13 protein-coding genes are annotated in these 14,948 nt (G+C 70.7%); 2 read left to right on the top strand and 11 right to left on the bottom strand.

What is annotated here, in order from left to right:
• A partial coding sequence (locus tag DSY14_RS14050; RefSeq protein ID WP_211716989.1) for an acyclic terpene utilization AtuA family protein occupies positions 1 to 1,340 on the bottom strand: 1,340 nt, incomplete at its 3' end.
• A gap of 136 nt (positions 1,341 to 1,476) precedes the next feature.
• On the opposite strand from DSY14_RS14050, the gene DSY14_RS14045 reads away from it, so the two are divergent.
• Positions 1,477 to 1,926, top strand: coding sequence for a hypothetical protein (locus DSY14_RS14045; protein ID WP_211716988.1), 450 nt, complete (start codon positions 1,477 to 1,479; stop codon positions 1,924 to 1,926).
• Between the two features lie 169 nt (positions 1,927 to 2,095).
• The gene (locus DSY14_RS14040; protein WP_211716987.1) at positions 2,096 to 2,677 is read left to right on the top strand and encodes a hypothetical protein; all 582 of its coding nucleotides are present in this window, start codon (positions 2,096 to 2,098) and stop codon (positions 2,675 to 2,677) included.
• 631 nt (positions 2,678 to 3,308) lie between these two features.
• Here the strand turns inward: DSY14_RS14040 and DSY14_RS14035 are convergent.
• The 10 genes from DSY14_RS14035 to DSY14_RS13990 all read right to left on the bottom strand — a co-directional run bounded on the left by DSY14_RS14035 (position 3,309) and on the right by DSY14_RS13990 (position 14,824).
• Complete coding sequence (locus DSY14_RS14035) at positions 3,309 to 4,598, bottom strand: thymidine phosphorylase (RefSeq protein ID WP_211716986.1); 1,290 nt, start codon at positions 4,596 to 4,598, stop codon at positions 3,309 to 3,311.
• 84 nt (positions 4,599 to 4,682) lie between these two features.
• Positions 4,683 to 5,105, bottom strand: a complete 423-nt coding sequence (locus DSY14_RS14030; RefSeq protein ID WP_211716985.1) for a cytidine deaminase — start codon at positions 5,103 to 5,105, stop codon at positions 4,683 to 4,685.
• Positions 5,084 to 6,340, bottom strand: coding sequence for an ABC transporter permease (locus tag DSY14_RS14025; protein WP_211716984.1), 1,257 nt, complete (start codon positions 6,338 to 6,340; stop codon positions 5,084 to 5,086). The genes DSY14_RS14030 and DSY14_RS14025 overlap by 22 nt, the downstream gene beginning before the upstream one ends.
• Positions 6,337 to 7,884, bottom strand: a complete 1,548-nt coding sequence (locus DSY14_RS14020) for an ABC transporter permease (protein ID WP_211716992.1) — start codon at positions 7,882 to 7,884, stop codon at positions 6,337 to 6,339. The genes DSY14_RS14025 and DSY14_RS14020 overlap by 4 nt, the downstream gene beginning before the upstream one ends.
• A gap of 434 nt (positions 7,885 to 8,318) precedes the next feature.
• Positions 8,319 to 9,920: an ABC transporter ATP-binding protein gene (locus DSY14_RS14015; protein WP_211716983.1), complete on the bottom strand. Its 1,602-nt coding sequence runs from the start codon at positions 9,918 to 9,920 to the stop codon at positions 8,319 to 8,321.
• 180 nt (positions 9,921 to 10,100) lie between these two features.
• Positions 10,101 to 11,156 (bottom strand): BMP family protein, encoded by a 1,056-nt coding sequence (locus DSY14_RS14010; RefSeq protein ID WP_211716982.1) that lies wholly within the window; start codon positions 11,154 to 11,156, stop codon positions 10,101 to 10,103.
• A gap of 388 nt (positions 11,157 to 11,544) precedes the next feature.
• Entirely contained in the window at positions 11,545 to 12,243 is a 699-nt protein-coding gene (locus tag DSY14_RS14005; RefSeq protein ID WP_374224013.1) for an alpha/beta fold hydrolase, read from the bottom strand.
• A gap of 177 nt (positions 12,244 to 12,420) precedes the next feature.
• Positions 12,421 to 12,762 carry a biotin/lipoyl-containing protein gene (locus DSY14_RS14000; protein ID WP_211716980.1) on the bottom strand — a complete coding sequence of 114 codons (342 nt, stop codon included), beginning with the start codon at positions 12,760 to 12,762 and terminating at the stop codon, positions 12,421 to 12,423.
• Between the two features lie 5 nt (positions 12,763 to 12,767).
• Positions 12,768 to 13,790, bottom strand: coding sequence for an alpha-ketoacid dehydrogenase subunit beta (locus DSY14_RS13995; RefSeq protein WP_211716979.1), 1,023 nt, complete (start codon positions 13,788 to 13,790; stop codon positions 12,768 to 12,770).
• Entirely contained in the window at positions 13,787 to 14,824 is a 1,038-nt protein-coding gene (locus tag DSY14_RS13990) for a thiamine pyrophosphate-dependent dehydrogenase E1 component subunit alpha (RefSeq protein WP_211716978.1), read from the bottom strand. Before DSY14_RS13990 ends, DSY14_RS13995 begins: the two co-directional genes overlap by 4 nt.
• Positions 14,825 to 14,948: the final 124 nt, after the last annotated feature.

Genomic DNA, 14,948 nt, shown 5'->3' with positions numbered 1-14,948 from the left:
GGGATCCGCTCATGGTCGCCGTCCGGGGTGATGACGACGTGCTCGACCTCCGGGGCCGGTACGAGGACGTGCGTGGCGGCGACCCCGTCGGGGCGGGCGTCGCGCGGCGGCGTGGTGAGGTGGAACCCGGCGTAGCCTCCCAGGGCGAGTTCGACGGCCGCGGCGCCGAAGCGGCGTCCGACGACGGCGGGGTCGGCGTCGCGCACGACGACCGAGAGCCGGGCGGTGGCGGCGTCCTGGGTGTCGCCGTGCGGGTCGACGGCGGGGGTGAACACGAAGCGCGTCTCGGCGGGCCCCGCGCCCGCGAGGGCGGCGCGCATCTGGCGTTCGACGTGCGCGGCCTTGGCCTCGGCGTCCAGACCGGTGATGAGGAAATCGACCTCGTTGCGAAAACCCGTGAGTCCCGTCAGACCGACCTTGAGGTCGGGCGGCGGGTCCTCCCCCCTGACACCGTCGATGAGGACCCGGTCGGGGCCCTGCCGGGTCAGGCGGACGGTGTCGAGCCGCGCGGTCACGTCGGGTCCGGGGTAGCGGGCGCCCTCGACCTCGTAGACGAGTTGGGCGGTGACCGTGCCGACGGTGACCGCGCCTCCGGAGCGGGCGTGCTTGGTGATGACCGAGGTGCCGTCGGCGGCGATCTCCGCGAGGGGGAACCCGGGGTGGTCCAGGTCGTGTCCGGCGAGTTCACCGGGAAGCGCGTAGTTGCCGCCGGTGGCCTGGGTGCCGCACTCGATCACGTGTCCGGCCACGGTCGCCCCGGCCAGCGCGTCGACGTCCTCGTGGGTCCAGCCGAAGTGGGAGATGGCCGCTCCCACCACGAGGGAGGCGTCGGTGACGCGCCCGGTGACGACGATGTCGGCCCCCAGGTCGAGGCAGCGGGCGATACCGAAGGCGCCGAAGTAGGCGTTGGCGGTGAGCGGGTTGCCGAGCTCCAACTCCTCGGCGCGGGGCAGGAGGTCGTCACCGGTGACGCAGGCGATCCGAGGGGCGAGGCCGAGGCCGTCGGCGAGTTCGGTGAGTCGGTCGGCCAGACCGCGGGGGTTGAGACCGCCGGCGTTGGTGACGACGCGGACCCGCCGCTCCATGATCAGCCCCAGGCACTCCTTCATCTGTTTGAGGAAGGTGCGGGCGTAGCCTCGGGAGGGGTCGGCCAGCTGGTCCCGGCCGAGGATCGCCATGGTGAGTTCGGCCAGGTAGTCACCGGTGAGAACGTCCACGGTGCCCTCGGTGAGCATCTCGTGGACCGCGGCGAGGCGGTCCCCGTAGAAGCCGGAGGCGTTCCCGACCCACAGGGAGGGGGCTGCTGTAGCGCTCATGGGAACGAGAGTGACACCCGCCACACGAAAAAACAAGCACTGGTGATTGTTTTACGTTCCGTCCCGTTTCGAGCATTGATGTGAGCCTTGGCCGGAACCGGCCGCGATCATCCCGTTACGGAGGGCCGACCCCTGGAGAGGGGCCGGTAGTTTGACGCGGGTGAGCACCTCCCCGGAAGACACCAAGGACACCACTCCCACCTCCGACCCCAGCCCTGAGACCGGCAGCGACCCCGCGGAGGCCTCCGCGGGCGAGGCCTTCGTCTCCGCCGCACCGGAACCCCGCAAGGACGGCCTGTTCGGGCCCGAGACCTTCAGCGTGGCCGGACTCCTGTTGCTGGCCACCACCCTGCTGTCCACCGAACTGATCGCCATCGTCAACCAACACACCCTCACCGGAGCCCAGGGCACCCTGAGCGCCGCGGTCCAGGGGCAGCTGACCGGCGCCGGCCTGTTCGCCGGCCTGGCGGTGGTGAGCGCGGCGGTGGCCCTGCTGCGCGCCGACGCCTCCACCCGACCGTGGGCGCGCCACCTGGCCGCGGCCACGGTCCTCGTCGGCCTGTTGCTGGTGGTCCTGACCGTGGCCTCGTACGCGCTGCTGACCACCTGAGCGCCCCGTCGACACCGCTCGGGCCGGAGGACGACCGTCCTCCGGCCTCCGTCGTCACCGGGCGAGGACGGCCCGCCTCCCGGGCGACCGGGGCGGGTCGCCATGATCCCTACGTCCACCAGGCGATTCTTAGGCACCGCTTATACACACCCACGGGTACGTTGGCCGCGTGAGTACCACACCGGAAGACAACACAGGGCCCGAGAACACCACGAGCGCATCGGAGGAGTCCGGCCGGCCGACCTTCGAGCCGGCCGGGGTGGCGACCGAGACGACCGACGCGTCGGCGTCCGCTCCGGCCGAGGAGGCCGACCCCGACCACGAGGGGGCCACCGAGGTCGACGAGGACGTGGAGCCCGCCGCCGGGGCGACGGCCGAGCCCCGTCCCGGAGGTGTCCTGTCCGCGGAGACCTTCGGCATCGTCGGCCTGGTCCTGCTCGGCGTGACCGTCACGTCCGGGCAGCTCCTGGAGATGCTCACCAGCATGATCCTGGTGGGCGGTCAGGCCATCGCCCCCGAGCAGATCAGCCACATCGAGCTCCAGCTCATGATGGGCGGATCGGTGGCCCTGCTCGCGGTCCTCTCGGCTGGACTGTCCCTCGCCCTGATCAACGCCGGCACCCGCCCCTGGGCCAAGTGGGGCGCGACCGCCACCGTGATCGTGGGACTGCTGTTCGTGGCCGCCGCCGCGGTGGCCTACTACATGATCCCCGAGGCGGCGCAGCAGATGATGCCGCCGATCATGGACTGACCACCGGTCGGCCGGGGCCCGTGTGGGCCCCGGCCACGGCCCCGTCGGGGCTCGGGGCACGGAAATCCGATGGCGGGCCCCGCGGTCACCTGGTACGACGGTTCCGCCGCCCACGACACCGGTGGGCACGGGCACCGAGAGGAGGGATAAGGCGATGGGTTCCACGGACACCACGCTCACGTCCCCCGAGACAGCGGCCGACCGCTGATCCTCCGGCGGGGCGCGAGCCCATACCGGAGTGAGCATTGACTTCCCTGGTCCTGCGCCCGAGCACCGGGCCCACCGAACTCCCCCGGTTCAACCGTCTGCCCTAGGACCTCAACGGGGAGCTCGCCGACGGCCCCACGACGTCGCGCGTTCGCGGGCCCGGAGTGCGAGCGCACGACCACCGACGGATGCGCCGTCCTGGGACCGGACGTGGTCCCCCTGGTCCGCGGAATGGGTGCATCGTCCGCGTACCGGGAACGGGTCCGCCGGCTCTCACCCTTCGGGTGGGCCCGACGGACACGATCGCGGGCCGACGAACCGGGAGGTCCTCGGTCTCCGCACGGCCGCCGACATCCCGGTCACCCGCTTCCGATACGGGCGTGGGGGTTCGGCGGTGAACACCCCACGCCCGGGTCGGGGGGACTCAGGCGAGGCGGTCGATGACCAGCGGAGCGGGGGTCCACTCGTCCTCGGCACCGATGTCGCAGGCGCCCTCCAGTGCCTCGGCGGCCCGGTCGAAGCGCTCCGTCTCGTCGGCGTGCAGGGTGAACAGCGGTTCGCCCGCGGTGATCCGCTCACCGGGCTTGGCGTGCAGGGTCACCCCCGCGCCGAAGGACACCGCGTCCTCCTTGCGCGCCCGGCCGGCGCCCAGCCGCCACGCGGCCAGACCCACCTGGTAGGCGTCCAGTCGGGTCACCACGCCCGAGGTCGGGGCGAGCACCACACGGCTCTCGGCCGCCTCGGGCAGCGGCGCGTCCGGGTCCCCGCCCTGGGCTCGGATGAGGTTCTTCCAGGACTCCAGCGCGCTGCCGTCGCGCAGTGCCTCCGCCGGGTCCTTCACACCGTCCTCCCCGGGGGTGAGCCCGGCGGCGGTCAGCATCTCGCGGGCCAGGGCCACGGTCAGTTCGACCACGTCGGCCGGTCCCCCGCCGGAGAGCACCTCCACGGCCTCGGCGACCTCCAGGGCGTTGCCGACCCGGCGGCCCAGTGGGCTCTCCATGTCGGTCAGCAGGGCCACGGTGCGCACGCCGTGGTCGTTGCCGATGTCCACCATGGTGCGGGCCAGGTCACGGGCGGAGTCGAGGTCCTTCATGAAGGCACCCGAGCCGACCTTGACGTCGAGCACCAACGCGCCGGTGCCCTCGGCCAGCTTCTTGCTCATGATGGAGGCGGAGATGAGCGGGATGGACTCGACGGTGCCGGTGACGTCGCGCAGAGCGTAGAGACGTCGGTCGGCGGGGGCCAGCCCGGCGCCGGCCGCGCAGATCACCCCGCCGGTGTCGGTGATGACCCCTCTCATCTCCTCGGTGGTGAGGGAGGCCCGCCACCCGGGGATGGACTCCAGCTTGTCGAGGGTGCCGCCGGTGTGGCCGAGACCGCGCCCGGACAGCTGGGGGACGGCCGCCCCACAGGCCGCCACCGTGGGGGTGAGCGGCAGCGTGATCTTGTCGCCCACGCCACCGGTCGAGTGCTTGTCCGTGGTGGGGCGGGACAGGTCGGTGAAGTCCAGCCGCTCCCCCGACGCCAGCATGGCCTCGGTCCAGCGGCTCACCTCGGCGCGGTTCATCCCGTTGAGGAAGATCGCCATGGCCAGCGCCGACATCTGTTCCTCGGCGACCTCGCCACGGGTGTAGGCCCCGATCACCCAGTCGATCTGGTCGGGGGTCAGCTCGCCCCCGTCACGTTTGGCGCGGATGATCTCGATGACGTCCATGTCATGTCCCTTCCGTGGCGGAACTTCCGCTGGAACGACGTCTCCCCGGCCACCGTGGGCGGTGCCGGGGAGACGCACAGCGGTCTACTTGGTGAGGTCGTGCGGTCCGAACGCCTGCGGCAGGACCCGGTCCATGGGGAGGATCCCCTCGGGGGTGTCCAGCAGCATCTCGGGACCGCCGTGTTCGTACAGCAGCTGACGGCAGCGCCCGCACGGCATCAGGGCCTCGCCGCGACCGTCCACGCAGGCGAAGGCGACCAGCCGGCCGCCCCCGGTGGCGTGCAGGGCGCTGACCAGACCGCACTCGGCGCACAGGCCCACCCCGTAGGAGGCGTTCTCCACGTTGCAGCCGCTCACCACCCGGCCGTCGTCGACCAGGGCGGCCGCGCCCACCGGATACCGGGAGTAGGGCGCGTAGGCCCGGCCCATGGCCTCGCGGGCGGCCTGCCTCAGCGCCGCCCAGTCCACGGTCGTCTCGGATGCGCTCATGAACGGCTCGCCCTCCACTGTTTGCCCACGCCCGCCGGCGCCCTCAGCCGTTGCGAGGCCAGGGACAACACCAGCAGGGTGGCGATGTGCGGGCTGTAGGTGGCCAGCTCGCGGGGCAGGGAGTCGGTGCTGAAGTACCAGAGCAGCAGCACGATCGCGGCGAGGAAACCGGCGACGGCGATGCCCTTGCGGTCCTTGCGCACCTGCCACACGGCCACCACCAACAGCACCACCGCGAGGAGCAGCAGCAGGGCGTGGATGGCCGCGCCGCCGCCGCGCACCTGGAGGGCGTCGGTGTAGCCGAACAGGCCGGCGCCCATGGCCAGGCCGCCCGGCCGCCAGTTACCGAAGATCATCGCGGCCAGACCGATGTAGCCGCGACCGCCGGTCTGTCCCTCCTGGTAGATCTGCGAGGCGACGATCGCCAGGAACACGCCGCCCATGCCGGCCAGACCACCGGAGATGATGACGGCGACGTACTTGAGCGTGTAGACGGGAACACCGAGCGACTCCGCGGCGTCCGGGTTCTCCCCGACCGACCGCAGGCGCAGACCGAAGGTGGTCTTCCACAGCACGAGGTAGCTGATCGGCACCAGCAGGATGGCGATGAGGGTGAGCGCGGACATGCGGGTGGTGAGGCCGATGACCAGCGACGCCAGGTCGCTGACGAGGAAGATGCCGCTCTGGGCGACCGGGGCGAGCGCCTCGGGCAGCCAGGGCACCTGCAACGTCGGGAACGACGGCGCCACCGGGGACTGGGCCGCGCCGGCGCCGGGGATGTCGGCGTAGACCAGGATCGACAGGTAGCGCATGGCGCCCAGGGCGAGGATGTTGATGGCCACACCGGACACGATGTGGTCCACGGCGAAGGTCACCGTGGCCACCGCGTGCATGAGGCCGCCGAGCATGCCGCCGAACACTCCGGCCAGTAGGCCGATCCAGGGGTTGTCGTAGGTCCACGCGAAGTAGGCGCCGAACCAGGTCCCGAAGATCATCATGCCTTCGAGACCGATGTTGATGATGCCCGCGCGTTCGGCCCACAGACCGCCGAGGGCGGCCAGACCGATCGGGACCGCGAAGGTCAGCGTGGTGCGGACCGTGCCCGCGTCGGTCAGCATGTCCTGGCCGGTGATGACCCGCAGGCCCGCCAGCGACACGAAGACCGCCATCAGCAGGGTGAGGAGGCGCCAGCGTCCCCAGCCCTTGGGCCGACGTCGGGTCACCGGCTCCATCACGTTGAGTTCCTGGCTCACTGTGCCTCCCCGCCACGCGTGCCGTCGGTGCCGCCCTCATCGGAGCGGCCGGGGGCGCCGTCGTCGCCCTCGGTGAAACCGTGCTCGGGACCGTGGGACACGGCCGCGGGCTCCGGGGCGCTCTCGGTCGTGCGACCGAGCTGCTTGCCGATCTGCTGCTGCTGGTAGCGACGGCCCCAGCGGTGGACCACCTCGTAGACCACGACGACCGTGAGGACGATGGTGGCCTGAGCGATGACCGCGATCTCCTGGGGGATGCCGTCGAAGGGCAGGATCCCCGCCGCCTGGTTCAGGAAGGCCCAGAACAGGGAGGCGAAGACGATGCCCACCGGGTGGTTGCGGCCCAGCAGCGCGATGGCGATGCCGATGAAGCCGATACCGGTCGGGAAGTCCAGGGCGTAGTAGTGGGAACTGCCGAGCAGCTGCGGCAGGCCCACGAGACCGGCGACCATGCCGGAGAACAGCATCGACAGGAAGACCATCTTCTTCACGTCGACACCGCTGGCCTCGGCCGCCGTCTGGGACTGGCCGGTGGCGCGCAGCTCGAAACCGAACCGCGTGCGGTTGAGCATGATCCAGTAGCCGATGCCCACCGCGATGGCGAGGAACACCAGCCCGAAGATCTCCCGCTCCGAGCCGAGGAAGGTCGCCGGGATGCCGGGGACCCAACCGGACTCGGGGATGGGCGGGGTACCGATGTTGTTGGTGCTGATCTGGACGGCCAGGCGGCCCTCGGTCAGCAGGTAGGCGGTGATGCCGGTGGCGATCGCGTTGAGCATGATCGTCGAGATCACCTCGGACACGCCGCGGGCGACCTTGAGGTACCCGGCGATGCCCGCCCACACGCCGCCGACCGCGACCGCGGTGACGATGACGACGAACTGGCTGATCACCGGCGGCAGGATGAGGTAGCCGCCGACCGCGGCGGCCAACAGGGCCGCCAGCCGGTACTGGCCGTCGACGCCGATGTTGAACAGCTTCATCTTGAAGCCGATCGCGACGGCCACCGCGGCCAGGTAGTAGGTGATGCCGTCGTTGATGATCTGCACCATGCTGTTGGGCCTGGTGCCGTACTCCAGCATCCGGTCGAACGTGGTCAGCGGCGGGATGCCGCTGAAGTGCAGCACGGCGGCGGTCACCCCGATGGCCAGGACCCCGGCGGCGAACACCGCGACGAAGGACAGCGCCAACATGGCCGAGAGCCGGTGGTACAGCACGAACGCGAGCAGTGAGCCGAGGGCGGCGCCCAGCAGCGCGGCCGCCCACTCCAGCAACTGCAGGTCGAAGAGCCAGGCGGCCAACAGACCGCTGATCACCGACAGCAGGAGGGCCACGGGCAGCACCATGGACTGGTGAAGGGCGGTTCCCTCCTCCTTGGCACCGTCGCCACCGGAGCGCGTCTCGGCGGGCGCCATGGGCGCCGACCAGGACACGAACCAGAAGGCCACGACCACACCGATGATGAGCGCCACCCACCACAGCAGCGCCAGATCGAGCCCCACGGTGACACCGGTGCCCACGAGGACCGCGATGGCGGCGGCCATGGGTCCGGACAGGGTCACCGCCGGGCGGGGAAGCCTGCCCGGAAGAGTCAGCAGTCCGGCGAGGTGATGGAAGAACACGTACGCCAGCAGGGAGCCGAGCGCGGCGCCCAGCGCGGCGGCGACCCAGTCCGACACGCTCTGGCTCAGCAACACCGTGGCCAGGACGCCGACGGTCACCGCGAGCGGCGGGGCCAGCAGGAGGGCCAGCGGCCGAAAAGCATCGGCGTTTCCGTCGGTGACCCAGGTCGGTCGCCTGTCGGGCACCAGGGGGGCGGACCAGGCGACGAAGCCGAACGCCACGACCACACCGATGATGAGCGCCACCCACCACAGCAGCGCCAGATCGAGCCCCACGGTGACACCGGTGCCCAGGGCGACCGCGATGGCGGCGGCCATGGGTCCGGACAGGGTCATCCCGGGGCGGGGAAGCCTACTCATGCGCCGCCCTCGTTCTCTTCCTCGTCGGTGCGGTCGCCCGCACGGTTCTCACTGTGCTCGTCGCCTTCGAGACCGGCACCGGTCATGGCGGAGCCGAGCTGTTCGGGGGTGACCGTGGACGGGTCGGCCTCGGCGACCAACCTGCCGCGCAGGATGACGTGGAGCGTGTCGGACATGCCGATCAGCTCGTCCAGGTCGGCGGAGATCAACAGCACGGCCAGACCCTCGGCACGGGCCTCGCGCAGCTGCTCCCAGATGGCGGACTGGGCGCCCACGTCCACACCCCGGGTGGGGTGCGCGGCGACCAGGAAGCGGGGCCGCCCGCTCATCTCCCGGCCGATGATGAACTTCTGCTGATTGCCCCCGGAGAGCGCGTCGGCGATGACGTCGATGTTGGGGGTGCGCACGTCGTACTCGGCGACGATGCGCTCGGAGTCGGCCCGCGCCCCGGCCCTGTCGATCCAGGGGCCGTGCACGCTGGGCTCCCGGGTCTGGTGCCCGAGGATGCGGTTCTCCCACAGGGAGGACTCCAGCAGCACGCCGTGGCGGTGGCGATCCTCGGGGATGTAGCCGACGCCCGCCTCACGGATGCGCAGCGTGGACCACTTGGTGACGTCCTGCTCCTCCAGGTGGATGCTGCCCGAGGAGACCCGGCGCATGCCCATGATGACCTCGATGAGCTCCGACTGGCCGTTGCCCTCGACCCCGGCGATGCCGACGATCTCGCCCCGGTGGATGCCGAGCGTCACGTCGTCGACGACGTCGCGTCCGTCCACCGAGGTGACGGTGACCCCGTCCAGGGACAGGACGACGTGATCGGTGACGGTGGACTCGCGGAGTTCGGGGACGGGCAGCTCGCCACCGACCATCAGCGTGGCCAGTTCCCGCGCGGTGGTGGTGCGCGGGTCCGCGGTGGCGACGGTGGTGCCGCGTCGGATGACGGTGATCTCGTCGGCGACCGACAGGACCTCGTCGAGCTTGTGCGAGATGAAGATGACGGTGAGGCCCTCGCGCTTGAGTTCGCGCAGGTTGTCGAAGAGTTCGTCGACCTCCTGCGGGACCAGGACCGCGGTGGGCTCGTCCAGGATGATGGTCTCGGCGCCCCGGTAGAGGACCTTGAGGATCTCCACGCGCTGGCGGTCACCGACGCCAAGACCCTCCATGAGCAGGTCGGGGTCCACGCCCAGCCCGTACTGGGCGGACAGGCTCCGGATCTGTTCCCGGGCCTTGGCGCCGATGCCGTACCGGCGTTCGGCGCCCAGGACCACGTTCTCCAGGACGGTGAGGTTGTCGGCGAGCATGAAGTGCTGGTGCACCATGCCGATGCCGTGCTTGATCGCGTCGGAGGGCGAGTTGAAGCGCACCTCACGACCCTCGACGTGGATGTGACCCTCGTCCGGCTTGTGCATGCCGTACAGGGTCTTCATCAGCGTGGACTTGCCCGCTCCGTTCTCGCCGACGATGGCGTGCACGGTACCGGGAGCCACGGTGATGTCGATGTCGTGGTTGGCCACGACGCCGGGAAAACGCTTGGTGATCCCGCGCAGCTCAACGGCGGCGGGTGCGTGCGACCCGCCGCCCGATGGCGTGCTGCTCATCAGACTCCTCTGTGGGAACTTGCGGCGGGGCGCGGGCGGGCCGGGGTCGGCCCCGGCCGGACGCCTTCGTCGCGGTGCGGCTACCGGGCGGAGCCGAAGGGGCGCGCCCCTTCGGCTCCGTTCCTCATGACCCGTGGGTCACGGCGCGGGCCCGGTGCCCGCTGTGGTGACCGATCCCCGTCACGGCTCGGTGGGAACCTCGATGTCACCGGCGATGACCTGCTCCTTGAGCTCGTCGAGCTCGTCCTGGATGGGGGAGATCGACTCCTCGTTGGTGGTGGTGTAGTCGACACCGCCCTCGCTGAGGTCGAAACGCTGGATGCCGCCCTCGACGCCGCCCTCGGTGGCCGCGCGGATGAGCTCGAACACCGAGACGTCGACCTGCTTGATCGCGGAGGTCAGGACGTACGGCTTCTGCGCGTCGTCGGCGTTCTCGTACTGGTCGCTGTCGACACCGATGAAGGTGAAGTCGTTGTCGACGGCGGACTCCAGGACACCGTTGCCGGAGGCGCCGGCGGCGTGGTAGATGACGTCCGCGCCGCGGTCGTACTGGGCCTGGGCGACCTCGCGGCCACGGGCCGGGTCGCTGAAGCCGCTCATGTCCGGCGGCTGGCTCAGGTAGTCGATCTCGACGTTGATGTCCTCGTTGACGTGCTGGACACCGGCGACGTAGCCCGCCTCGAACTTGTGGATCAGCGGGGTCTCGACACCGCCGACGAAGCCGACGTGGTCCTCGTCGGTGGTCAGGGCCGCGGCGGCACCGGCCAGGAAGGAGGCCTGCTCCTCGGCGAAGACCAGGCTCGTGACGTTGTCGATGCCGTCGATCTCGGAGTCCACGATGGCGAAGTGGACGTCCTCGTACTCGGGCGCGACGGCCTGGATGGCGCCGTCGTAGGCGAACCCGACGGCGATGACGACGTCGTAGCCCTCCTCCGCCATGGTGGCCAGGCGCTCCTCCTTGGCGGAGTCCGGCTCACCGTCGCTGGGCTCGAAGTCCTGGGTCTCCACGCCCAGTTCCTCGGCGGCCTGCTCCAGGCCGCGGTAGGCGGAGTCGTTGAAGGAACGGTCACCGCGGCCACCGACGTCGTAGGCCAGGCCCACGCGTACTTCGGAGGCCTCGTCGCCGCCCTCGGCACCGCCGTTGTCGCCGTCGTCGGCCGCGTTGTCGCACGCGGTGAGTGCCAGCATGCCCGCCGCGGCGACGGCGGCGAACTTGGCTGCGTTACTGCGCTTCACTTGGGTAACTCTCCCCTTCGCCCTCTCAGCGGTGCCGCATTCCGCGCGGGACCGGCCTGAGTTCTGCTGCCGGACGATATCCCTTGTCGGAAAGTACTCTCGACCAACGGCCGCAGTTGTTATGAAGGCGAGAGCCAAGTGACACGGGGCCTTACTCGGAAGTTACCCAGAGCAGGCCCGATCGGGACAACCCTTCGGCTATTCGCGGGTTTTCGACCCCCTCTTCCCTGGAAGAACAGGGGCTTGCGACCGGTTGTGCACCGACCCTCACCTGTGGTCACAACCCCCACGTGGAAGCCGACCGGTCTAGACCGGCTTGATCCTCTCATGGACCGGCCCACCGGCCTGCGGCGGACCCGCTCCGGGCGCGCCGCCGCCCCTCGGATCACTATCCGAGGAAGTCCACCACCGCCTCCTTGAACGCCCGGGCGGAGACGGCGTTGGCGTGGTGACGACCGGGGATCTCCACGAAACCGGCCCCACAGGCGGCGGCCAGGTCCGAGGCGCCGGCCGCCACGGTGTCCTCGGCGCCGGCGACCAGCAGCATCGGCACGCCCTCGGGTCGGGGCACGGGAACGAAGGGGTCGGCGGCCTGACCGTGCGCACATGCGGCGAGCGCCTCGGGGTCGTTGCCGGGCAGCGCCGCGACCGTACGGAAGACGTGGTCGAAGGGGGTGTCTCCGGTTCCCGGAGCGGTCTCGCCCAGCCCGGCCAGGGCATCGGTGGGGCCGAACCCGGCGAGGACCATGCGGCGCACGCGCGCGGGGGCGGTGAGCGCGAGCGACCAGGCCAGACGCGACCCCATGGAGTAGCCGACGACGTCGACCACCTCGACGTCGAGCGCGTCGAGCAGTCGGAGGAGGTCGTCGACGAAGTGTTCGGGCAGGTAAAGCCCGCTTTCCGTGGGCTTGTCACTCCCACCATGGCCGCGCAGGTCCGGACCGATCACCCGACGGCCCGCGGCCTCGAGAACCCGCGGCCATCCGGCGGCCCGCCAATTCATGTCGAAGGAGGTCCCGAAACCGTGCAGCAGAAGCACCGGCACGGACCCATCGGAAGCCTGGGGAGGCAAATCCACATAACGCATTGTCACGTCTCCGATGAGATTCGCGGTCATGAATCGTTCCGTGCCTTTCGGGTTTCCGGGATTTCGCCGAAGAGAACGGAGTCCCATTCAGATGTTCCTATAAACGGAACCCCCAGAGAGCGGGCGTTCGTTCGTGTCCACATCCGAACGGGCCTCCGTTGAGGAGCGGATCCTCGATCACTCCGCCGGCGGCTTGAGACGCACCCTGCGTCGCGGCGCCGCCTCCTCCGTGGGGACCCTGCCGACGATGCCGGCCTGGGGGGCCTCGGCCACCTCCACGGCGAAGGTCACCAGCGGGTCGCCGACGGGGACGACGCGTTCCTCCTCCGCGTGCAGCTCCACCACACGTCCGGCCTGGGGCGAGGGGATGACCACGGCGGACTTAGTGGTCTCCACCTCCACCAGTGGATCGTTGCGGCCGATCACGTCGCCGACCGCCACCTGCCACTCCAGGACGGTCGCCTCGACCAGCCCCTCGCCGAGGTCGGGAAGGGTGAAGGTGATGTTCTCTTCTGCCATGTGGGCTAGTACTCCAGGGTGCGTTGGACCGCGAGCAGGACGCGGTCGATCGTCGGCAGGTACTGGGGCTCCAGCGGGCCGGCCGGGTAGGGGACGTCGAATCCGGTGACGCGTTGGACCGGGGCGGCCAGGTCGCGGAAGCAGTTCTCGGTGATGAGGGTGGCCACCTCGGCACCGAGTCCGGCGGTGAGCGGGGCCTCGTGGACCACCACGGCGCGCTTGGTGCGCGCGACCGAGGCGGCCAGCCCCGCGGCGTCGATGGGGGTGAGCCACCGCAGGTCGATGACCTCCAGGTCCACCCCGTCCTCGGCGGCCAGTTCGGCGACCTGGAGGCACTTGTGCACCATGGCGCCCCAGGCGACGAGGGTCGCGTGCCGGCCCGGACGGACGGTCCGGCAGGTGCCGATCGGGTCGGTGGGTTCGCTCAACCGGACCGGACGGCGCTCCCAGTAGCGGGCCTTGGGCTCCATGTACACGACCGGGTCGTCGGAGCGCACCGACTGGAGCAGCAGGCTGTAGGCCTCGCCGGGGTCGGACGGGGCGACGACCTTCAGGCCGGGGGTGTGGGCGAAGAGCGTCTCCAGGCTCTCACCGTGGTGTTCGGGCGCCTGAATGCCACCGAAGGACGGCAGGCGCAGGGTGATCGGCATGGGCGCGGCCCCGCGGGTGCGGTAGTTCATGCGCGCCACCTGGTTCACGATCTGGTCGATGGCGGGGTAGGCGAACCCGTCGAACTGGAGCTCGGGAACGGGACGCAGGCCGTTCATGGCCAGGCCCACCGCCATCCCCATGATCGCGGACTCGGCCAACGGGGTGTCGAAGACGCGCCGGTCACCGAACTCCTTCTGGAGACCGTCGGTGACGCGGAAGACCCCGCCGAGGGCACCGACGTCCTCACCGAAGACCACGACGTCGGGGTCCTCGGCCAACAGGACGCGCAGGGCACGGTTGATGGCCTGCTGCATGGACAGTTCGACCGTCTCGTCCCCGACGGCCGGGGCGGCGGTGCGCTCGATCAGCTCGGTCACAGCTCGACCTCTTCCTGCCAGGTACGGTGCTGCCGGGTCAGCTCCTCGGTGGTCTCCCGGAACACGTGGGTGAACAGCTCGGAGCCGTCGGGTTCGGGGGCGCCCGCGACACCGTCGCGGATCTCCTCGGCCCGTGCGGCGGCCTCGGCGTCGACCCGGTCCAGGTGGGCCTCGTCGGCGTGCCCGGCCTCGATCATGGCGGCGCGCAGCAGCACCAGGGGGTCGCGCTCGCGCCACAGGTCGGCCTCGGCCTCGTCGCGGTAGCGCCCGGGGTCGTCGGAGGTGGAGTGCGGTTCGACCCGGTAGGTGAGGGCCTCGATGACGGTGGGTCCGCCTCCCTCGCGGGCGCGCCGGACCGCCGCGGCCGTGGCGGTGTGCACGGCGCCGACGTCGTTGCCGTCCACCAGCACGCCCTCGATGCCGTAGCCCTGCGCCCGCGCGGCGATCGAGCCGCCGGCGACCTGGCGGTGGTTGGGCACCGACAGGGCCCACTGGTTGTTCTGGCAGAAGAAGATGACGGGCGCCGTGAAGACCCCGGCGAAGTTCATGGCCTCGTGTACGTCGCCCTCGGAGCTGGCGCCGTCGCCGAAGTAGGCCATGGCCACGCCGTCGCCGTCGCGGAGCCGCTCACCGACCGCCCAGCCCACGGCGTGCGGGACCGGTCCGCCGACGACCGCGTTGATGGCGCCGAACCGGGAGTCCATGACGTCGTAGAGGCCACCGTGCCACAGGGCACGGTGGCTGGCCATGTAGCCGACCATCTCGACGCCGTAGGCGAGGGCGGCGGCCATCTCCCGGTAGGTCGGGAAGACGAAGTCGCGGGTGGGGTCGAGCGCGGCGGCCCCGCCGACCTGCGCGGCCTCCTGGCCGCGGACCGAGACGTAGGCGGGGAAGACGCCCTGACGTTGCAGGGCGATGGCCTCGGTGTCGAGGTCGCGTGCGGTGCGCATGTCGCGGTAGAGCCCGCGGGTGAGTTCGGGTGACAGGTGCTCCACGGTGATGGCGCCCTGGCCCGTCGACTCCTGGGGATGCATGTCGAGCGGCTCCCAACGTGGCCCTTGAGCGCGCGGTGGCGCGCCACCGGGCTCGGGGTGATCACGGTTCTGCCCTTGATTCTCCGCACGACTGGACAGTTGCGCTAGATACCGGCGCGGAGTC

The organism is Nocardiopsis sp. MG754419 (assembly GCF_018207095.1).
Classification (GTDB): domain Bacteria; phylum Actinomycetota; class Actinomycetes; order Streptosporangiales; family Streptosporangiaceae; genus Nocardiopsis.
This window is presented reverse-complemented; position numbering and strand designations above follow the sequence as displayed.

Coding starts and splice junctions, on each gene's coding strand:
- DSY14_RS14035 (WP_211716986.1), bottom strand. CDS start 4,598: ATGGACGTCATCGAGATCATCCGCGCCAAACGTGACGGGGGCGAGCTG.
- DSY14_RS14020 (WP_211716992.1), bottom strand. CDS start 7,884: ATGGCCGCCGCCATCGCGGTCCTCGTGGGCACCGGTGTCACCGTGGGG.
- DSY14_RS14015 (WP_211716983.1), bottom strand. CDS start 9,920: ATGAGCAGCACGCCATCGGGCGGCGGGTCGCACGCACCCGCCGCCGTT.
- DSY14_RS14005 (WP_374224013.1), bottom strand. CDS start 12,243: ATGCGTTATGTGGATTTGCCTCCCCAGGCTTCCGATGGGTCCGTGCCG.
- DSY14_RS14000 (WP_211716980.1), bottom strand. CDS start 12,762: ATGGCAGAAGAGAACATCACCTTCACCCTTCCCGACCTCGGCGAGGGG.
- DSY14_RS13990 (WP_211716978.1), bottom strand. CDS start 14,824: ATGCATCCCCAGGAGTCGACGGGCCAGGGCGCCATCACCGTGGAGCAC.